This is a genomic window from Hymenobacter elongatus (assembly GCF_004745955.1).
GTDB lineage: Bacteria > Bacteroidota > Bacteroidia > Cytophagales > Hymenobacteraceae > Hymenobacter > Hymenobacter elongatus.
Map to the genome: position 1 here is coordinate 128,981 of NZ_SRLD01000002.1, position 16,958 is coordinate 145,938.

Here is a 16,958-nt window from a genome sequence, read left to right on the forward strand (position 1 = left end):
ATTTCACTAAAAGCCGTGGAATTATCCAAGCGCTACATCTTGCGGCCGGGGAAATACGCAATTTCACCCAGCTCTTCCTCGATGCGCAACAATTGGTTGTACTTAGCCATCCGGTCGGAGCGCGAAGCCGAGCCGGTTTTGATCTGGCCGGTGTTCAGGGCCACGGCCAGGTCGGCAATGGTGTTGTCCTCGGTTTCGCCCGAGCGGTGGCTCATGATGCTCTTGTAGCCGTTGCGGCGGCCCAGGTTCACGGCATCGATGGTTTCGGTGAGCGTGCCGATCTGGTTCACTTTGATCAGAATCGAGTTGGCAATCTTCTCGTCGATACCGCGCTGCAACCGCTGCACATTGGTCACGAACAAATCGTCGCCCACCAGCTGGGTGGTGCTGCCGATGCTGTCGGTGAGGTTTTTCCAGCCGGTCCAGTCGTCCTCGTCCATGCCATCCTCGATGCTGATGATGGGGTACTTCTTGGTCCAGTCGGTCCAGTAGCTTACCATTTCGGCCGACGTCAGCTTGTCGCCGGTGCTTTTCTTGAAGTGGTAGTGCCCATCGGAATAAAACTCCGAAGCTGCCGCGTCCATGGCAATCATGACATCATCGCCGGGCTTGTAGCCGGCCTTTTCGATGGCCTGAATGACAATCTTAATGGCGTCCTCGTTGGATTTTATATTCGGCGCAAAGCCGCCCTCATCGCCCACGTTGGTGCTGAAGCCCTGCTTTTTGAGCACTTCCTTGAGGTGGTGGAAAATCTCCGTTCCCCAGCGCAGCGCCTCCGAGAACGACGAGGCGCCCACGGGCATAATCATGAACTCCTGGAAATCGATGCTGTTGTCGGCGTGCGAGCCGCCGTTGAGGATGTTCATCATCGGTACGGGCAGGGTGGTAGCGCCCACGCCGCCCACGTAGCGGTAGAGCGGCATGCCCGCCTCCTGCGCAGCCGCGCGGGCAATGGCCAGCGAAGCCCCCAGAATAGCATTGGCCCCCAGATTCGCCTTATTGGGCGTACCGTCTATTTCCAGCATAATCTTGTCGAGCAACCCCTGCTCGAATACTGAAAAGCCGATCAGTTCTTCGGCAATCTGGCTGTTTACATTCTCTACAGCCTTCAGCACGCCCTTGCCCATGTACTTCGACTTATCGTCGTCGCGCAGCTCTACGGCCTCGTGCTTGCCCGTGCTGGCTCCCGATGGCACGGCCGCCCGGCCCACGACGCCAGACTCGGTCGTTACATCTACTTCGACCGTTGGGTTACCGCGCGAATCAAAAATCTGCCGGGCATGAATGGCTGAGATAATGCTCATGTTGAAAGGAATAAGAGTGAAGAATGGAAACCGGAGAAGGAAAACGCCGCCCCATGCCTGCAGGGCCGGTTGCGGGGCCGAAAGGTAAGGAATTCACTACGGACGCGCCTACCCTTCCAGCCACTTCCGGAACTCCGGCGTTTGGGCCGCGCTGGTAATAAGCGTGGTGTTGCTGCCGCGCAGCCTCACCGCCAGCCGCCCGTTGAAATACGGCTCCACTTTCTCCACATGCGCAATACTGACCAGCTCCGAGCGGTTGAGGCGGCCAAAGCGGGCGGGGTCGAGCTGGCGCTCCAGCTCCGTGAGCGTGCCGCCCAGCGGGTAGCGCACCCCGGCCCCATCCACGGCAAACGTAATGCCTTCGTCAGCCTGCACGTAGGCCACTTCGTCCACTTGCAACACGTAGAGGCCATTGCGCATGCGCACCGAGAAGCGCTGCTTGTACGTGGGCTGGGCATTGTGGCGCAGCGCCTGGCTCAGCTCGCGCAGTATCTCGGGGCTTAGCTCCGCCCGCGGGGCCTCTGGTGCGGGCAAGGCGGTGGGCGCGGCAAAGCTGCTGCGCAGGAACTGATACTTGTCGAGCGCCTGCCGGAACTGGGCGTAGTCGAAGGGCTTGAGCAGGTAGGCAATGCCGTTGCCCCGGAAAGCGGCCAGCAGAAACTGGTCGTAGGCCGTCGTAAAAATAATGGGACACGTCACCCGAAACCGCTCATACAGCGAGAAAACGTTACCGTCGAGTAGCTCAATGTCCGAAAACAGCAGGTCGGGCATGGGGTGAGTCTGGAGCCAGTGCAAGGCCTTTTCCACGCTGCGCACCACCGGCGGCGCTTCGTTGAGGAGGCCGGCCTGTTTCAGAAACTGAATAGTCTGGCGGGCTGCAATTTCTTCGTCTTCGAGAATCAGGATTGTCATCGACGCGCGGGTAGCAGGGTGGCGGGCTGGGGCTGTGGGTGGGCCCTGGGCGTGGTGGACAGTGCCGCCGGGCGCGGGGCCTGGCGCAGCACCGGTATCCGCACCCGAAACTCGGCCCCGGTATTTTCCACGATGATGGCCTTCCCAAACAGCAGCCGGTACCGGTCACGCAGGTTGGCCAGGCCGGTCCCGGTCGAGTCGACGGGTGTAAGCTTGGGGCGTAGCGCATGCTCCACCACCAGCTCCGACTCGGTGAATCGAATGGTAATCAGCAGCGGCTGCTCCTCATCGCCGACATTGTGCTTAATAGCGTTTTCGACCAGCAGTTGCAGCGTCCCCGGCACCACCAGCAAGCCCGTAAGGTCGGGGGCGGCGAGCCGCTCCTGCCGAAAAGCATAGGCCCCGCCGAAGCGGTGGCGCAGCAGGTAGATGTACTCATCCACGAATTGCAACTCCTCTTCCAGCGTCACGAAGTCGTCGTCTTTGTGGCGGATGAGGAACCGGTAGAGGTTGGCAAAGCGGTTCAGGTACTCATTGGCCACGGCCGGGTCCTGCTGAATGAGGCCGCGCAGCACGTTGAGGTTGTTGAACAGAAAATGCGGATCGATCTGGGCCTTGAGGGTACGCAGCTCACTTTCCGTCTGGGCTTGCTGGGCCAGCACCAGCCGCTGCTGTATCTCGAAGTAGCGCTTGCCCGTCAGCACCACGGCCAGCACGCCGTAGCTCAGCGCGTGGCGCCACACGCCAGCCGCCAACCGGGCCGGGGTTAAAGCAGCCCAACTAAGCTCCTGGGTTTCGTTGAAAGCCACCGCGTAGCCCGTCGAGTAGAGCACGCTGCTCAGCAGCAGAAACAACGGCAGCAGCAGCAGCGCCCGGCGGCGGGTCTGGGGCATCTGCAAGGCGGGCAACAGATGAAATACCAACAGGTACACCGTAGCCGAATCGAGCAGCACCGTGTAGGCCATACCGCGCAGGCCCAACGACAGGTCATGGTTTGCTATGTAGTCGGGTAGCAGTACAATGGTAACAACCACCCAGTAGCCAGCGGCGGTGAGCCAGTCGGAACGCCTTGGGTGGCGTGATGGAGCAGAGTGGCAGGACATATTCACAGCCTGAAGGTGCTATTCTTTATCCAATTTCACGCGTCCCCGCTCCTCTTCCAGACCCGTGGTCCGCTTGCGCAGGGCCTTGAGCTGCTGGTTGCCAAGCTTGTAGCTGAAGCTCATCTGCACCTGCTGCGACTCGCCGTAGCTCAGAAAGCGCACGTCCAGCTCCTGGTAGCGCACCGTGCCGCGCTGCTTAGCCGTAAATAGCACGTCGTTCATTCCCAACCGCAGTGTGGCCCGTTCCTGCAGCAGCGTCTTCTGAACCCCCAGATTCAGCGCCCCGAACGAGCGGAAGCTAATCAGCCCATTCAGGCCACTGGTTTGGAAGTAGCCCGAGGCTTCAGCCGTCAGGTGCAGCGGCAGCTTCACGTTCATCTGCCCGTAGAAGGTAGCCGAAGTGCGACCATTGCGGTAGGTGCTGCCCAAGTATTGGCTCAGGTACTGGTTATAAAACACGTTTACCCCAGCGTAGCCCGTCAGCATTTTGCCCAGGTTCACGGGCAGATTCAGCGTAACGCTGTACCGGTCCAGCTGGTCCAGGTTGGCTGAAGTCGAGTACACGGCGCTGTCTTCCGTGGCTGTTACCAGGCTAATAGCATCGTGGGTCCGGCTGTAGTTGAGCAGCAAAAAGGGCTGTTTATTGTAAAGCAGGCCCAGTTTGTAGCTGTTCGTAAACTGGGGCTTCAGCAGGGTATTGCCGCGTTGCGACGTATAAGGGTCCAGGTACACGATGCTCGGATTCAGATCCTGGTAGCTGGGCCGGTCGATGCGGCGGCTGTAGGCTGCGTTGAGGGATACCGCCTTCAGCAGCACCCGGTCAATGCTCAGGGTCGGAAACAGCTGAGTGTAGCTTCGGGCTACAGTGCTGTCGGTGGTGCGGGCCGTGGCCGTGCTGCGGGTTTGTTCGGCCCGCAGGCCCGCCTGCCAGTTCCAGCGCTTGCCGCTGCCTTCGAGTTGCCCGTAGCCGGCACTTACCTGCTCCGTATACCGAAAATCATCGTCCCGCGTCGGGCCGCCCGTGCCGGTGGCCGTGAGCTGCAGCGCACTCTCGATATCGGCTTGGCTGGTTTTCGTGCCCAGGCTCAGCAGCAAGCCCTGGCGCAGGGGCCAGGCATAATCTAGCCGGGCCGTGCGCAGCCCAATGAGCGTCTGCTGGGTGTTGCGCAGCGGCTGCCGCAGCGTCAGGCCCTGGTTGCTCCGAATCGTATTCAGAATGTCGCTGCCCACCGTGTACTGGTAGCGCGAGTAGTTGGCGTCGGCGGTCAGCTCCCGGCCCAGCGTGTCGAACTTCAGCTTGTAGTTCAGGTTAGCCGCGTATGAGTCGGTCAGCCGGCGGGTAGCATTGTCCGTCGTTGCCGCACTGCCGTTCCCGGCAATGGTAGTGCTCTGGCCCGCCACGGCCGTGCGGTTGGTATAGCCCGTCAGCAGCACTCCCACGGTTTGCCGCCGAGTCAGGCTATAGTCGGCCCCAGTCCGGAACGTGTGCCCGTTGGTGGTCCGGGGCTGGTAGCTCTGCTGAGCGTAGCGGGCCTCGGGTTCGGCGGCCTGCCGCTCGGTGTTAAGCTGGTCATACGTCTTGCGCAGCGCGTGGCTATATCCGCCAAACAAGCTCAGACGCTGCGCACGGTGCGCCAGATCGAGGCCTGCATTCCCCTTACCAAACCTCCCGTAGGCGGCCCCCAGCGTGAGGCTGCCATTAGTACCCACCGCAGTATTCTTCTTCAGGATAATGTTGATAATCCCTGCGCTGCCAGCCGCGTCCCGACTGGCATCCGGCTGCGTCGACACCTCAATGCGCTCAATGTTGCTGCTCGGAAAATCCCGTAGCACACTCACGACGTCCGTGTACTGGGTGGTGCGGTCATCGAGCAAAATAATCAGCCCTTCGCGGCCAGCCAGGCTAAGCCGGTCATTCATCACCACCAGCCCCGGCACTTTCTGCAAGGCCTCCAGCGCCGTCGAGCCGGCCGTCAGGCTGCCTGCCACGTTCACAATCATCTTGCCCGCCTGCATTTCCAGCAGCGGCTTCCGGCCCACCACCTGCACTTCCCGCAACGCCTGCGCCGCCGCTACCAACACCAGATCGGGCACTACCACATCCTTTGCTACCACCAGCTCTCCACTCCGGCCTTGGGTGTAGCCCATAGCCAAGGTCCGCACCCGGTAGCGCCCCGCCACCACGTTCCCCAGCTTGTAGGTGCCGGCAGCAGTACTTTGGGTAGCGGCCACCACGCTCGAATCGGGAGCCAGCAAGGCTACCGTGGCAAATGGCACCGGCTGCTGCCAAGTATCGAGCAAGCGGCCACTTACACTAAAACGTTGCTGGGCCAGGGTCGCGCCGCAGGTCAGCAGAAAAAGGAAACTGGTGAAAAGGGCTTTCATAGCACTGGGGTTATCGCGAGAAGATGGCCAAAACACGCCTTCTCCTGCTCCATTCCCAGGTTCGTTCCGATGAAGTCCGCAAGAAATCCCGCGAACTGAGCAAATCCATCTCCGGACAGACCCAGTGCTATCTCAAGCAATCCGCCAATCCGTTACTTATGCCGTGGGATGCCAGTTCTTCCAGCCCCGCACCTCCCACCCGACTGTCCCAGAATGCTTGCGGGGATTCAAACAATATTCGGCAAACAATTTAAATTGTTTGCCGAATATTGTTTGAATCCCCGCAACAGCAATGAAGCTGTTTAGCAAGTCAAAAGAACGTCGTGCTTTATCTGGCATCCGCGAAGTCAAAGCATCTCTACCGCTTCGTAGGAACCACTCGACGGAGTGGTAGAGATGCTTAGGCAAGTTCAGCATGACCGTTCTTAATAACTCAAACACACTCTAAGTAATCACGCAGCAGTAAGCGTGTTTAATTGAAGGTCAGATCAAGCCTCCGCTTTATGGATGTGGGTACTTCTGCACAGGCACACAAAGCTGCCGTAAAACAAAAAAGGGACGTACCAATTGGTACGTCCCTTTTCTCTATGCTAAGCGTTCGAACTACGAAGCAGCTTCCTCGCTTTTCTCGTCGCGGGTTTCGCCTTCTTTCAGCGTCTCGGTCGAAGTAGCTTCAGGAGCCTCGGTAGCTACTGCGGCAGCCGGTGCTACTGCTTCGCCGCCAGCGGCAGGAGCAGCTACATCAGCCTTCTTTTTGCCGCGCGAACGACGAGTAGTCGTCTTCGCTTCGCCAGCCGATTTGGCTTCCAACAACGTCTCGTTGTAGTCTACCAGCTCGATGATGCAAATCTCAGCGTTGTCACCCAGGCGGTTGTCGCTCAGTTTGATGATGCGCGTGTAGCCGCCGGGACGGGTAGCAATTTTACCTGCAACCGCGTCGTACAGCTCCTTAATTGACTCTTTGTTCTGCAGCGTAGCGAAAACCGTCCGACGCGAGTGCGTCGTGTCGCTCTTCGACTTGGTCAGCAGGGGCTCTACGAACTTGCGCAGGGCTTTGGCTTTGGCAACCGTCGTGGTCAAGCGCTTGTGCATGATCAGCGACGAAGCCATGTTCGACAGCATCGCGTTACGGTGCGAAGCGGTCCGGCCAAGGTGGTTGATTTTTTTACCGTGTCTCATTGTAGTGTGCTGTTACAGCATGAATGTGTGTGCTTGCGCGTGACGACCACGGCGGGCAGCGATGCTCTAGGCAGCTACCTCATTAGAACCGTCACTCCTCGGGCACACTGGTGAATGTGGGGTGAAGAATCAAAAAAAACAGGCTGACTGCTGCAGGCTGAAGATAAGTCAGCGTAGCGGCAATCAGCCTATTGGGGTATGCTAGTCTTCGTCGAGGCGGTACTTGCCCAGGTCCATCCCGAAGGTCAGACCCTTTTCCTCTACGAGGTTCTCAAGTTCAGTCAGCGACTTCTTACCGAAGTTGCGGAACTTCATCATGTCACTCATGTCGAGCTGCACCAATTCGCCCAACGTCTTAATGTCAGCCGCCTTGAGGCAGTTGTAAGCCCGTACGCTCAGGTCCATGTCCGCCAGCGGCGTCTTCAGAACTTTACGCATGTGCAGCGTCTCCTCGTCTACGGTTTCCTCTTCTTCAGCCTTAGCCGTTTCGAAGGTCATCGTATTATCCGAGAACAACATGAAGTGTTGAATCAGAATGTTGGCGGCACCTTTCAATGCCTCCTCCGGATGAATCGAACCGTCGGTCTGAATCTCGATGAGGAGCTTCTCGTAGTCGGTTTTTTGCTCTACGCGAGTGTTCTCGATGCTGTACTTCACGTTTTTGATGGGCGTGAAAATAGCATCAATGGCAATTTGCCCAAACACCTGGTCGGCCGGACGATTCTCCTCGGCCGGCACGTAGCCGCGGCCTTTCTGAATCGTGAATTCAAACTCTAACTCTATCGAAGGATCTACGTGACAGATAATCATATCTGTGTTGAGCACTTCAAAGCCAGTCGTGAATTTGTTGATATCACCAGCTGTAAACGTGTCCTGGCCCTTGATCCGGACCGTGACCTTATCTTCGATGGCGTCGCTCACCTTCTTGAAGCGAACCTGCTTAAGGTTCAGGATGATTTCGGACATATCCTCAATCACACCTTCAATTGTCATGAACTCGTGCAACACACTGGAAGTGCGGACCGACGTAATGGCGTAGCCCTCCAGCGACGACAGCAGGATGCGGCGCAATGCGTTGCCGATCGTGACGCCGTAGCCTTTCTCCAGCGGTTTGAATTCAAATGTTCCGTAAAAGTCGTCGGATTTCTCCATCACTACTTTCTCCGGCATTTGAAAAGCTAAGATTGACATAAGTGGGGCTTTAAAAATACAACAAGGAAAAAACGAAGTAAGAACCCGACCAAAAGCCGGGTTCCACAAATTACTTCGAGTAAAGCTCGACGATGAGCTGCTCCGTGATTTTCTCCGGAATCAGGTCACGCGAAGGGGCGTTCAAAAATTTGCCCACCAATTCCTTGCCGTCCCACTCCAGCCACGAGAAAGCACGCGAGTTGCGAGCGCTCAGGCTGGTGGTAATGGCTTCCAGCGACTTCGATTTCTCGCGAACAGCTACTACGTCACCAGCACGCAGCTTGTACGAAGCAATGTTCACAACGTCACCGTTGACCGTAATGTGCTTGTGCAGTACGAGCTGGCGAGCAGCCCGACGGGTTGGAGCGATACCAAAACGATATACCGTGTTATCCAGCCGCGACTCAAGCAGCGCCAGCAGGTTGTCGCCGGTGATGCCGGGTAGAGCAGCTGCTTTGTGGAACAGGTTTTCGAATTGCTTCTCCAGTACACCGTACATGTACTTCACTTTCTGCTTCTCCATCAGCTGCACCGCGTATTCCGACTGCTTCTTGCGGCGGCCACGACCGTGCTGGCCTGGAGGGTAGTTCTTTTTGTTGAGTGCCTTGCTTGGGCCGAAGATTGGCTCTGCGAAGCGACGGGCAATCTTGGTTTTAGGACCAGTATAACGTGCCATTTCGGGGTATTTGAGTTTTGCAGGGGTTGAACCACGCGTGTCGGGCCTCTCGGATGCGGCTTACCCGCAGGGCAAGCCGGATCGGAAACCCGACACAGGGGCGGACAAGATAGTCCGCGAGTTCAGTATATCAGACGCGACGACGCTTAGGTGGACGGCAGCCGTTGTGCGGCAGCGGGGTCACGTCGCGGATGGTAGTTACCTCAATGCCCACGTTTTGGAGCGTACGGATGGCTGACTCACGGCCAGCACCCGGGCCTTTCACGAATACTTCGGCTTTGCGCATGCCCAGATCGTGGGCAACTTTGGCGCAATCCGTAGCTGCCATCTGGGCAGCGTAGGGCGTGTTCTTCTTAGAACCTTTAAATCCCATCTTACCAGCCGACGCCCAGGAAATAACCTGGCCATTGTTGTTGGTGATGGAGATGATGATGTTGTTGAACGAGGCCTTGATGTGAATCTGGCCTACCTGCTCGACAACGACAACGCGCTTTTTGGCTTTGTCTTTTCTTTTTTGTGCCATTTGGTTATCGCAAAAAACCGCGGAAGGTGTTGAAGCCGGTCCAGAATCCTGAACCGGCTTCGATTCCCGCTACAATTTATTTAGTAGCTTTTTTCTTGTTGGCAACGGTTTTCCGCTTGCCTTTGCGCGTCCGCGAATTGTTCTTGGTGCGCTGACCACGAACCGGCAGACCCTTACGGTGACGTAGACCACGGTAGCAACCGATGTCCATCAGGCGCTTGATGTTCAGCTGCACTTCCGAGCGCAGAACACCTTCGGTCTTCACTTCCGCGGCAATAATGCTACGGATTTCGCCGGCTTCTGCTTCCGTCCAATCCTTCACCTTCTTGCTCAGGTCGATACCGGCCTTGGTCAAGATGCGTTGAGCGGAGGGACGGCCGATGCCGAAAATGTAGGTCAGCGCGATTTCACCGCGTTTGTTGTCCGGGATATCTACCCCTGCAATACGAGCCATGTGCTTTTGTAAAAGTCTGGTGCTACTAACCCTGACGCTGCTTGAAGCGTGGGTTCTTTTTGTTGATGACGTACAGTTTGCCGTTGCGGCGAACCAGCTTACAGTCAACGCTGCGTTTTTTGACCGAGGTTTTGACTTTCATGTCGTCGGGTTATTTGTAACGGTAAACAATTCGACCCTTCGACAAGTCGTAAGGGGACATTTCCAGCTTCACCTTATCGCCCGGCAGGATTTTGATGTAGTGCATTCGCATTTTGCCCGAAATGTGAGCAACGAGCTGGTGACCGTTTTCTAATTCCACGCGGAACATGGCGTTCGAAAGGGCTTCTAGAATGACTCCGTCCTGTTCAATGGAGGATTGTTTGGCCATAAGGCTACTGTAAGGCTTTTTCTATGTATTCAAAGGAAGTGAGGATCTCCGCTTTGTCTTTTCGTACTACTACTGTGTGCTCAAAATGAGCCGAAGGCTTAAGATCTTTGGTTCGGATAGTCCAGCCATCCTTTTCCTGAATCACGCTTTTCGTTCCCAGATTCACCATCGGCTCGATGGCCAGAACTAAACCCGTTTGCAGCTTCAGTCCCGCCCCACGCTTACCGTAGTTTGGAACCTCTGGCCGCTCATGAAGCTTCTGACCAATACCGTGGCCGACCAATTCTCTTACCACTCCGTAACCCTGTTTCTCAACATGGTTTTGGATGGCATAGCTCAGATCACCCATCCGGTTGCCGGCCACTGCCTGTTCAATGCCCAGATACAGCGACTTTTTGGTTTCCTCTAGTAGTTTGAGAACTTCCGGTGCCACCTCCCCTACTGGGTAAGTATAAGCACTATCAGCATGGTAGCCGCCCAACAAGACTCCGCAGTCTACCGAGATAATATCACCGCTTTTCAGCTGGTAGTCACTCGGAAAACCATGCACTACGACTGAATTAGGCGAAATGCAGAGACTGTATTCAAAACCATTATACCCCTTGAAAGAAGGCTGACCGCCATGGTCACGGATGAATTCCTCGGCGCGCTGATCGAGTGCGCGTGTGGAAACTCCTTCCTTAATCATGCCTGCCACTTCTCCGTGGGCTTGAGCTAGTACTTTCGCACTAGCCCGGATGAGTTCTATTTCTTCTTCGGTCTTGTAAATGATCATGACCGAACTAGGATGCCAAAGCGACATTCTGAGCGGAGCGTCCACGCAGTTTGCCAGTCTTCATCATACCATCGTAATGACGCATCAACAGGTAGCTTTCTACTTGGTTCAACGTATCCAGTACCACACCTACCATGATGATGAGCGAAGTGCCACCGTAAAAAGCCGAAAATGGACGCGTAACACCAGCCAACAAAGCCAGAGCCGGGAAGATGGCTATGAGCGCCAGCACAATCGCACCAGGCAACGTGATATGAGTCAGAATCTCGTCAATGTGCTCCGAAGTATCGCGGCCGGGTTTTACACCGGGCACAAACCCTCCACTGCGCTTCAGGTCATCCGCAATCTGATTGGGATTAACGCTGATTGCAGTGTAGAAGTAGGTGAAAACGATAATCAACGTAGCGAAAACCAAGTTGTACTGCCACGAGGTGTAATCAGAAAACTTCTGACCAATGTAGTTCGCAGCATCACTATCGTTTTGCCAAACTGACGCAACAATAGCAGGCACGAACATCAATGACTGGGCGAAGATGATAGGCATAACGCCAGCAGCATTCACCTTCAAAGGGATAAATTGACGTTGAGCGTTCAATTGAGTGGTACCACCAACCTGCTTAGCATACTGAACTGGAATGCGACGTACTGCCTGCGTGAGAACAATTACCGCCATTACTACCAAGAACAGCACTACCAGCTCTATCAGGAAGATGAGTGAGCCACGCATACCTTTTGCGGCAGCCTCACCAATGATAGCCCCCGGAAAGCGCGATACAATCCCGATCATGATAATCATGGAAATACCGTTGCCGATTCCTTTGTCTGTTATTTTCTCCCCTAACCACATGCAAAACAGCGTTCCAGCCGTAATGATGAGCATAGTTGAGAAAGTAAACAGGGGCCCTGGTGCTATGATAGCTTCCTGATTGATCGTGGCAATGAAGCCAACTGACTGAGCCAGCACAATCGGAATCGTAAGAATCCGGGTGTATTGGTTTATCTTTTTACGACCCGACTCGCCTTCCTTCTGCAGCTTCTGGAAATACGGCACTGCGATAGTTAGCAGCTGCAATACGATGGAAGCAGAGATGTAGGGCATGATACCCAAAGCGAAGATGGATGCTTGACTAAAAGCACCGCCGAGGAGCGTATCCAGAATACCGAACAGTCCTTCAGCACCACCTTGCTTCAACCGTGTCGGATCGACACCGGGTAGCACAACGTAAGAGCCCAGCCGATAGATGGCAATGAAAAAAAGCGTATTGAAGATCCGCGTACGCAGATCTTCAATCGCAAAAATGTTCTTTATCGTTTCGATAAACTTTTTCATCGCCGATAATACTTTACAGCGTCACAGCTTTGCCGCCAGCCTTCTCAATAGCTTCAATAGCTGATTTCGAGAATGCGTGAGCATGAACTTCCAGAGCAGTGGTGATTTCGCCACGGCCAAGAATTTTGATTTTGGCGTTCTTCGACACCAAACCAGCAGTTACGAAGTAAGCTACATCCATCGTAGAAGTAGTGCTTTTTTCGTTCAGGCTAGTCAGGGCATCCAAATTAATGCCTTTGTACTCAACGCGGTTAATGTTCTTGAAACCGAACTTAGGAACGCGACGCTGCAGAGGCATCTGGCCACCTTCGAAGCCTGATTTTTTGGAGTAGCCCGAACGAGACTTTTGTCCTTTGTGACCACGCGTCGAAGTGCCGCCGCGGCCGGAACCCGTACCACGACCCAAGCGCTTATTATTGCGCGTTGAGCCTTCGGCGGGCATGAGATTGCTGAGATTCATATCGAGGTAAATCCTAGAGTTCAGTTACTTCCAACAGGTGCTGCACTGCAGCTACCATACCAGCAACTTCGGGCGTATTTTCTACTGCCTTCGTGCTGCCAATTTTCCCGAGGCCAAGCGCCTTCACGGTACGTTTCTGACGCTCAGGGCGGTCAATAACGCTTTTTACGAGTTTGATTTGGATCTGCGCCATCTCTGCTTAGCCGTTGAAAACTTGGGAAAGAGTAATGCCACGTTGCTGAGCAATCTGCATCGGGTCGCGCATCTTCAGAAGTGCATCGAACGTTGCCTTCACTACGTTGTGGGGGTTCGAAGAACCTTTCGACTTAGCCAAGACATCTTTGATACCAGCGCTTTCAAATACAGCGCGCATAGCACCACCAGCAATTACACCAGTACCAGCTGCTGCTGGCTGTACCAATACAAAGCCACCGGAATATTTGCCTTCCATTACATGGGGAACAGTATGCTTATACAGCGGCACTTTCACCAGGTTCTTTTTAGCATCGTCGATACCTTTAGCAATAGCGTCAGTAACTTCGTTGGCTTTGCCGAGGCCGAAACCAACAGTACCGTTACCATCACCTACTACTACAATAGCCGAGAAGCTGAAGCGACGACCGCCTTTTACTACTTTGGCAACACGGTTGATGGCTACTACCTTCTCTTTAAGATCAGACTCGCCGGCACGGGAAGCTTGGTCGCGGTTGCCGCCACGGTCATTGCCACCACCACGGCGGTCATTGCCGCCACGGTCATTGCCACCACCACGGGGGTTATTATTGAATTCTGCCATGATGATTTAGAAATTGAGGCCGCCTTCGCGGGCTCCTTCTGCCAATGATTTTACGCGGCCGTGGTAGAGGTAACCCGAACGGTCAAATACCACTTTCGAAATTCCTTTTCCTGTAGCACGGGCAGCAAGTTCTTTGCCGACTGCGGCAGCGAGGGCGACTCCGTTGCCCCCTTCCACCGATACGTGCTTCGAGGAAGCAGACGCCAGCGTGTTGCCGGTAGTGTCGTCAATAATCTGGGCATAAATACCCGTATTGCTGCGGAACACTGACAAACGTGGACGCTCGGACGTGCCAGCCACCTTAGTGCGGATGATGCGCTGGATCCGTTTTCTTCTAGTTGCTTTATCGAAAGCCATGATGCGAGATTATTTCGAAGCTGTTTTACCAGCCTTACGACGAATTTGCTCACCCACGAAACGCACGCCTTTGCCTTTGTAGGGCTCAACTTTGCGCAAGGAGCGAATCTTAGCAGCTACCTGACCCAGCAACTGATTATCAATGCTGTTCAGTGTAACGATGGGGTTTTTACCCTTTTCCGTCAGGGCCGTAGCCGTGACTTCTTTGGGTAAGGCCAGGAAGATATTGTGTGAGTACCCTAGCGACAATTCCAGCGTAGTACCGGCCATTGTTGCTTTGTAACCCACACCTACCAACTCCAGCTTTAGCTCAAAACCGTTGCTAACACCATTGACCATATTATTGATCAGTGAGCGATACAAACCGTGCATGGCCTTATGGCGCTTCTGCTCAGTAGGACGCTCAACAACCAACTGGCCATCAGATTGCGATACGGTGATGTCGCGGTCAACCGGGGTAGTCAGGGTACCCTTAGGGCCCTTCACGGTGACGGTGTTTTCGTTGCTTACTTCAACCTGAACGCCCGAAGGCAGGCTGATCGGCAGTTTACCAATGCGTGACATAGTCTCGTTTCTCCTCGATTAGTAAACGTGGCACAATACTTCACCACCCACGTTCTGGGCTTTCGCCTCTTTCTCCGTCATCACCCCTTTCGAAGTAGAGAGGATAGCAATACCCAAGCCGCTCAGTACGCGGGGCATGTTCTCCACGTCGGCATACTTACGCAGACCGGGGGAACTCACACGCTCCAGCTTAGTAATAGCTGGCATCTTCGTGGCTGGATTGTACTTCAAGGCAATCTTGATGGTACCTTGAACCGAAGAGTCATCGAAGCGGTAGCTCTGAATGTAACCCTTGTGGTAAAGCACTTTCGTGATTTCCTTTTTGATGTTGCTGGCCGGAATTTCGACTACCCGGTGGTTTGCCTTGATGGCATTGCGCACCCGGGTCAGGAAATCGGCAATTGGATCTGTATTCATTGTGTATATGAGAGCAGCCCATTTTTAGGGAGCCGCAAAGATATGAAAATTTCGCCGCCATTAAAAAGTGGCGACGAAATTTTCGGTTAAGACTACTTGGCTCGACTTATTGAGGCTCGGCCAATGGTTTCTTTCGGCAACCTGCCAAAAATGCGCCTTGGTATTAGTAAGGCAAAAGCTGTATTACCAGCTTGACTTCGTTACGCCGGGGATCTTACCAGCTAAAGCCATTTCGCGGAACGTAACGCGGCTGATGCCGAATTTACGCATGTAACCACGAGGACGACCGTTGATTCTATCCCGATTGTGGACGCGTACGGGCGAGGCGTTGCGGGGCAACTTATCCAAGCCTTCGTAGTCACCAGCAGCTTTCAAGGCTTTACGCTTTTCAGCATAACGCTCTACCGTGGCGATGCGCTTTCTCTCTCTTGCTTTGACGGATTCCTTAGCCATTGTTCTGTTTCTTGGCGTTAGCGAACGGCATTCCGAAAGCTTTGAGGAGCTCATAGCTCTGCTCGTCGTTTTCGGCCGTCGTTACGAAGGTGATGTCCATACCCGAAATCGACTTGATCTTATCAATCGAGATTTCGGGGAAAATGATCTGCTCCTTAATACCGAGGGTGTAATTACCGCGGCCGTCAAAGCCTTTATCGTTGATGCCTTTGAAGTCACGTACACGAGGTAGCGCAACTGTTAGCAAACGATCCATGAATTCGTACATCTGCTCACCGCGCAAGGTTACGCGGGCACCGATGGGCATTCCTTCACGGAGTTTGAAGTTCGAAACCGAACGCTTGGCGATGGTTGGAACAGCTTTCTGACCAGTAATGGTCGTTAACTCGTCCACACCATTATCAACCAGCTTCTTGTCGGCTACTGCCGCACCAATACCGCGGTTGATGCAGATCTTGGTGATGCGCGGTACCTGCATAATGCTCTTGAACTGGAATTTCTCCTGGAGCGCGGGTACTACTTCTTTTTGGTATATATCTTTCAGTCGAGCCATTGTCGTACCGGGTTAGGCGTTTTTCGAATCAACTGCCTTCACGTTACTCACGTGGATGCCGGCTTCGATCTTGGTGATACCCCCTTGCGGGTTTTTAGCACTGGGTTTGTTGTGCTTAGTTACCAAGTTCAGGCCTTCCACGATAACGCGCTGCGTTGAACGGTTTACCGACTTAATAACGCCGGTCTTGCCACGCTCATCACCAGCGATTACCAAAACGGTATCACCGGTTTTTACGTGCAGTTTCACGGGCTGAGCTTTCGTCTTCGTTGCCATATGCTAGAGAACTTCAGGAGCTAGTGAAACGATTTTCATGAACTGACGCTCACGCAACTCACGCGCTACGGGGCCGAAAATCCGGGTGCCACGGGGCTCGTCGTTGTTGTTGAGCAGCACGGCGGCGTTGTCGTCGAAGCGGATGTATGAACCGTCTTTACGACGTACTTCCTTTTTCGTACGAACTACCACAGCCTTCGAAACAGTGCCTTTCTTAGCATTGCCGGAGGGAATAGCCGACTTGATCGAAACAACGATCTTATCGCCTACGCTGGCGTATTTCTTGCCCGTGCCACCGAGGACACGAATGCAGAGAACTTCTTTGGCGCCGCTGTTATCAGCGACGGTCAGACGGGATTCTTGCTGTATCATCTTACTTGGCGCGTTCTACAATTTCTACCAATCTCCAGCGCTTGCCTTTGCTCAGGGGCCGGGTCGACATAATGCGAACCGTATCACCTTCGCCGCACTCGTTATTTTCGTCGTGGGCCATGAACTTGGTCGACTTGGTAACGAACTTACCGTAGATCGGGTGTTTCATTTTGCTCTCGACAACAACCGTAATGGACTTATCCATTTTGGAAGAAGCGACGCGCCCGATGATTTCTTTGCGCAGGTTCCGCTCGGCGGCGGTGGTAGCCTGCTGTTCTTCGTTGGTTGCCATCGTTAATTAGCAGTTTGGTTTGCCTGCTCGTTTTCGCGACGGGTTAACTCAGTCTTCAGACGAGCTACAGTACGGCGGCTATGCTTCAGGCGAACTGGGTTTTCCAAGGGAGAAATGGCATGCGCAAAACGCATCGCCTGTCCACCGGCTTGTTCAGTCTTAATTTGCTCCTTCAGCGCTTCTAGCGAAAGGGCTTGAATTTCTGCGTTCTTCATC

At 54.4% G+C, this 16,958-nt stretch carries 25 protein-coding genes; all 25 read right to left on the minus strand.

Features of this window, described 5'->3' with window-relative positions; translation table 11 throughout:
- Positions 1 to 32 precede the first annotated feature (32 nt).
- On the minus strand, positions 33 to 1,304 hold the full coding sequence (gene eno / locus E5J99_RS01910) for a phosphopyruvate hydratase (RefSeq protein WP_135496024.1): 1,272 nt from the start codon (positions 1,302 to 1,304) through the stop codon (positions 33 to 35).
- Between the two features lie 108 nt (positions 1,305 to 1,412).
- On the minus strand, positions 1,413 to 2,216 hold the full coding sequence (locus E5J99_RS01915; protein WP_135496025.1) for a LytR/AlgR family response regulator transcription factor: 804 nt from the start codon (positions 2,214 to 2,216) through the stop codon (positions 1,413 to 1,415).
- Positions 2,213 to 3,319, minus strand: coding sequence for a sensor histidine kinase (locus tag E5J99_RS01920; protein WP_135496026.1), 1,107 nt, complete (start codon positions 3,317 to 3,319; stop codon positions 2,213 to 2,215). The genes E5J99_RS01915 and E5J99_RS01920 overlap by 4 nt, the downstream gene beginning before the upstream one ends.
- 18 nt (positions 3,320 to 3,337) lie before the next feature.
- The gene (locus E5J99_RS01925) at positions 3,338 to 5,704 is read right to left on the minus strand and encodes an outer membrane beta-barrel protein (protein ID WP_135496027.1); all 2,367 of its coding nucleotides are present in this window, start codon (positions 5,702 to 5,704) and stop codon (positions 3,338 to 3,340) included.
- A 603-nt stretch (positions 5,705 to 6,307) separates the two neighbouring features.
- Positions 6,308 to 6,883 carry a 50S ribosomal protein L17 gene (rplQ, locus tag E5J99_RS01930; RefSeq protein WP_135496028.1) on the minus strand — a complete coding sequence of 192 codons (576 nt, stop codon included), beginning with the start codon at positions 6,881 to 6,883 and terminating at the stop codon, positions 6,308 to 6,310.
- Positions 6,884 to 7,084: 201 nt separating this feature from the next.
- A complete protein-coding gene (locus E5J99_RS01935) occupies positions 7,085 to 8,074 on the minus strand; it encodes a DNA-directed RNA polymerase subunit alpha (RefSeq protein WP_135496029.1) in 990 nt (329 codons plus the stop codon).
- 70 nt (positions 8,075 to 8,144) lie between these two features.
- Complete coding sequence (gene rpsD / locus E5J99_RS01940; RefSeq protein WP_135496030.1) at positions 8,145 to 8,750, minus strand: 30S ribosomal protein S4; 606 nt, start codon at positions 8,748 to 8,750, stop codon at positions 8,145 to 8,147.
- Positions 8,751 to 8,880: 130 nt separating this feature from the next.
- A complete protein-coding gene (gene rpsK / locus E5J99_RS01945; RefSeq protein WP_100337301.1) occupies positions 8,881 to 9,273 on the minus strand; it encodes a 30S ribosomal protein S11 in 393 nt (130 codons plus the stop codon).
- Between the two features lie 76 nt (positions 9,274 to 9,349).
- Positions 9,350 to 9,727: a 30S ribosomal protein S13 gene (gene rpsM, locus E5J99_RS01950; RefSeq protein WP_135496031.1), complete on the minus strand. Its 378-nt coding sequence runs from the start codon at positions 9,725 to 9,727 to the stop codon at positions 9,350 to 9,352.
- A 25-nt stretch (positions 9,728 to 9,752) separates the two neighbouring features.
- Positions 9,753 to 9,869, minus strand: a complete 117-nt coding sequence (rpmJ, locus tag E5J99_RS01955; RefSeq protein ID WP_046246595.1) for a 50S ribosomal protein L36 — start codon at positions 9,867 to 9,869, stop codon at positions 9,753 to 9,755.
- A 9-nt stretch (positions 9,870 to 9,878) separates the two neighbouring features.
- Positions 9,879 to 10,097 carry a translation initiation factor IF-1 gene (gene infA / locus E5J99_RS01960; RefSeq protein WP_086592757.1) on the minus strand — a complete coding sequence of 73 codons (219 nt, stop codon included), beginning with the start codon at positions 10,095 to 10,097 and terminating at the stop codon, positions 9,879 to 9,881.
- Between the two features lie 4 nt (positions 10,098 to 10,101).
- Positions 10,102 to 10,872 carry a type I methionyl aminopeptidase gene (map, locus tag E5J99_RS01965; protein ID WP_135496032.1) on the minus strand — a complete coding sequence of 257 codons (771 nt, stop codon included), beginning with the start codon at positions 10,870 to 10,872 and terminating at the stop codon, positions 10,102 to 10,104.
- A gap of 7 nt (positions 10,873 to 10,879) precedes the next feature.
- The gene (secY, locus tag E5J99_RS01970; RefSeq protein WP_135496033.1) at positions 10,880 to 12,202 is read right to left on the minus strand and encodes a preprotein translocase subunit SecY; all 1,323 of its coding nucleotides are present in this window, start codon (positions 12,200 to 12,202) and stop codon (positions 10,880 to 10,882) included.
- 13 nt (positions 12,203 to 12,215) lie between these two features.
- Positions 12,216 to 12,662, minus strand: a complete 447-nt coding sequence (rplO, locus tag E5J99_RS01975; RefSeq protein ID WP_135496034.1) for a 50S ribosomal protein L15 — start codon at positions 12,660 to 12,662, stop codon at positions 12,216 to 12,218.
- A gap of 13 nt (positions 12,663 to 12,675) precedes the next feature.
- Positions 12,676 to 12,855, minus strand: a complete 180-nt coding sequence (gene rpmD, locus E5J99_RS01980; RefSeq protein ID WP_135496035.1) for a 50S ribosomal protein L30 — start codon at positions 12,853 to 12,855, stop codon at positions 12,676 to 12,678.
- 6 nt (positions 12,856 to 12,861) lie between these two features.
- Positions 12,862 to 13,458, minus strand: coding sequence for a 30S ribosomal protein S5 (gene rpsE / locus E5J99_RS01985; RefSeq protein WP_135496036.1), 597 nt, complete (start codon positions 13,456 to 13,458; stop codon positions 12,862 to 12,864).
- Positions 13,459 to 13,464: 6 nt separating this feature from the next.
- Entirely contained in the window at positions 13,465 to 13,815 is a 351-nt protein-coding gene (gene rplR, locus E5J99_RS01990) for a 50S ribosomal protein L18 (RefSeq protein ID WP_044515439.1), read from the minus strand.
- Between the two features lie 9 nt (positions 13,816 to 13,824).
- Positions 13,825 to 14,379, minus strand: a complete 555-nt coding sequence (gene rplF / locus E5J99_RS01995; protein WP_135496037.1) for a 50S ribosomal protein L6 — start codon at positions 14,377 to 14,379, stop codon at positions 13,825 to 13,827.
- An 18-nt stretch (positions 14,380 to 14,397) separates the two neighbouring features.
- On the minus strand, positions 14,398 to 14,796 hold the full coding sequence (rpsH, locus tag E5J99_RS02000; protein ID WP_135496038.1) for a 30S ribosomal protein S8: 399 nt from the start codon (positions 14,794 to 14,796) through the stop codon (positions 14,398 to 14,400).
- Positions 14,797 to 14,979: 183 nt separating this feature from the next.
- Positions 14,980 to 15,249, minus strand: a complete 270-nt coding sequence (rpsN, locus tag E5J99_RS02005; protein ID WP_135496039.1) for a 30S ribosomal protein S14 — start codon at positions 15,247 to 15,249, stop codon at positions 14,980 to 14,982.
- A complete protein-coding gene (gene rplE, locus E5J99_RS02010; protein WP_135496040.1) occupies positions 15,242 to 15,802 on the minus strand; it encodes a 50S ribosomal protein L5 in 561 nt (186 codons plus the stop codon). The genes rpsN and rplE overlap by 8 nt, the downstream gene beginning before the upstream one ends.
- Positions 15,803 to 15,814: 12 nt before the next feature.
- Positions 15,815 to 16,078 carry a 50S ribosomal protein L24 gene (rplX, locus tag E5J99_RS02015; RefSeq protein ID WP_135496041.1) on the minus strand — a complete coding sequence of 88 codons (264 nt, stop codon included), beginning with the start codon at positions 16,076 to 16,078 and terminating at the stop codon, positions 15,815 to 15,817.
- Positions 16,079 to 16,081: 3 nt separating this feature from the next.
- The gene (gene rplN, locus E5J99_RS02020) at positions 16,082 to 16,450 is read right to left on the minus strand and encodes a 50S ribosomal protein L14 (RefSeq protein ID WP_073107059.1); all 369 of its coding nucleotides are present in this window, start codon (positions 16,448 to 16,450) and stop codon (positions 16,082 to 16,084) included.
- Between the two features lies 1 nt (position 16,451).
- Complete coding sequence (gene rpsQ, locus E5J99_RS02025) at positions 16,452 to 16,742, minus strand: 30S ribosomal protein S17 (RefSeq protein WP_135496042.1); 291 nt, start codon at positions 16,740 to 16,742, stop codon at positions 16,452 to 16,454.
- A 2-nt stretch (positions 16,743 to 16,744) separates the two neighbouring features.
- On the minus strand, positions 16,745 to 16,957 hold the full coding sequence (gene rpmC / locus E5J99_RS02030) for a 50S ribosomal protein L29 (RefSeq protein WP_135496043.1): 213 nt from the start codon (positions 16,955 to 16,957) through the stop codon (positions 16,745 to 16,747).
- Between the last annotated feature and the right edge of the window lies 1 nt (position 16,958).

What these genes read in the sequence shown, in the direction of transcription:
- eno (WP_135496024.1), bottom strand. Translation starts at nt 1,304, where the DNA reads ATGAGCATTATCTCAGCCATTCATGCCCGGCAGATTTTTGATTCGCGC.
- E5J99_RS01915 (WP_135496025.1), bottom strand. Translation starts at nt 2,216, where the DNA reads ATGACAATCCTGATTCTCGAAGACGAAGAAATTGCAGCCCGCCAGACT.
- E5J99_RS01920 (WP_135496026.1), bottom strand. Translation starts at nt 3,319, where the DNA reads ATGTCCTGCCACTCTGCTCCATCACGCCACCCAAGGCGTTCCGACTGG.
- E5J99_RS01925 (WP_135496027.1), bottom strand. Translation starts at nt 5,704, where the DNA reads ATGAAAGCCCTTTTCACCAGTTTCCTTTTTCTGCTGACCTGCGGCGCG.
- rplQ (WP_135496028.1), bottom strand. Translation starts at nt 6,883, where the DNA reads ATGAGACACGGTAAAAAAATCAACCACCTTGGCCGGACCGCTTCGCAC.
- E5J99_RS01935 (WP_135496029.1), bottom strand. Translation starts at nt 8,074, where the DNA reads ATGTCAATCTTAGCTTTTCAAATGCCGGAGAAAGTAGTGATGGAGAAA.
- rpsD (WP_135496030.1), bottom strand. Translation starts at nt 8,750, where the DNA reads ATGGCACGTTATACTGGTCCTAAAACCAAGATTGCCCGTCGCTTCGCA.
- rpsK (WP_100337301.1), bottom strand. Translation starts at nt 9,273, where the DNA reads ATGGCACAAAAAAGAAAAGACAAAGCCAAAAAGCGCGTTGTCGTTGTC.
- rpsM (WP_135496031.1), bottom strand. Translation starts at nt 9,727, where the DNA reads ATGGCTCGTATTGCAGGGGTAGATATCCCGGACAACAAACGCGGTGAA.
- rpmJ (WP_046246595.1), bottom strand. Translation starts at nt 9,869, where the DNA reads ATGAAAGTCAAAACCTCGGTCAAAAAACGCAGCGTTGACTGTAAGCTG.
- infA (WP_086592757.1), bottom strand. Translation starts at nt 10,097, where the DNA reads ATGGCCAAACAATCCTCCATTGAACAGGACGGAGTCATTCTAGAAGCC.
- map (WP_135496032.1), bottom strand. Translation starts at nt 10,872, where the DNA reads ATGATCATTTACAAGACCGAAGAAGAAATAGAACTCATCCGGGCTAGT.
- secY (WP_135496033.1), bottom strand. Translation starts at nt 12,202, where the DNA reads ATGAAAAAGTTTATCGAAACGATAAAGAACATTTTTGCGATTGAAGAT.
- rplO (WP_135496034.1), bottom strand. Translation starts at nt 12,662, where the DNA reads ATGAATCTCAGCAATCTCATGCCCGCCGAAGGCTCAACGCGCAATAAT.
- rpmD (WP_135496035.1), bottom strand. Translation starts at nt 12,855, where the DNA reads ATGGCGCAGATCCAAATCAAACTCGTAAAAAGCGTTATTGACCGCCCT.
- rpsE (WP_135496036.1), bottom strand. Translation starts at nt 13,458, where the DNA reads ATGGCAGAATTCAATAATAACCCCCGTGGTGGTGGCAATGACCGTGGC.
- rplR (WP_044515439.1), bottom strand. Translation starts at nt 13,815, where the DNA reads ATGGCTTTCGATAAAGCAACTAGAAGAAAACGGATCCAGCGCATCATC.
- rplF (WP_135496037.1), bottom strand. Translation starts at nt 14,379, where the DNA reads ATGTCACGCATTGGTAAACTGCCGATCAGCCTGCCTTCGGGCGTTCAG.
- rpsH (WP_135496038.1), bottom strand. Translation starts at nt 14,796, where the DNA reads ATGAATACAGATCCAATTGCCGATTTCCTGACCCGGGTGCGCAATGCC.
- rpsN (WP_135496039.1), bottom strand. Translation starts at nt 15,249, where the DNA reads ATGGCTAAGGAATCCGTCAAAGCAAGAGAGAGAAAGCGCATCGCCACG.
- rplE (WP_135496040.1), bottom strand. Translation starts at nt 15,802, where the DNA reads ATGGCTCGACTGAAAGATATATACCAAAAAGAAGTAGTACCCGCGCTC.
- rplX (WP_135496041.1), bottom strand. Translation starts at nt 16,078, where the DNA reads ATGGCAACGAAGACGAAAGCTCAGCCCGTGAAACTGCACGTAAAAACC.
- rplN (WP_073107059.1), bottom strand. Translation starts at nt 16,450, where the DNA reads ATGATACAGCAAGAATCCCGTCTGACCGTCGCTGATAACAGCGGCGCC.
- rpsQ (WP_135496042.1), bottom strand. Translation starts at nt 16,742, where the DNA reads ATGGCAACCAACGAAGAACAGCAGGCTACCACCGCCGCCGAGCGGAAC.
- rpmC (WP_135496043.1), bottom strand. Translation starts at nt 16,957, where the DNA reads ATGAAGAACGCAGAAATTCAAGCCCTTTCGCTAGAAGCGCTGAAGGAG.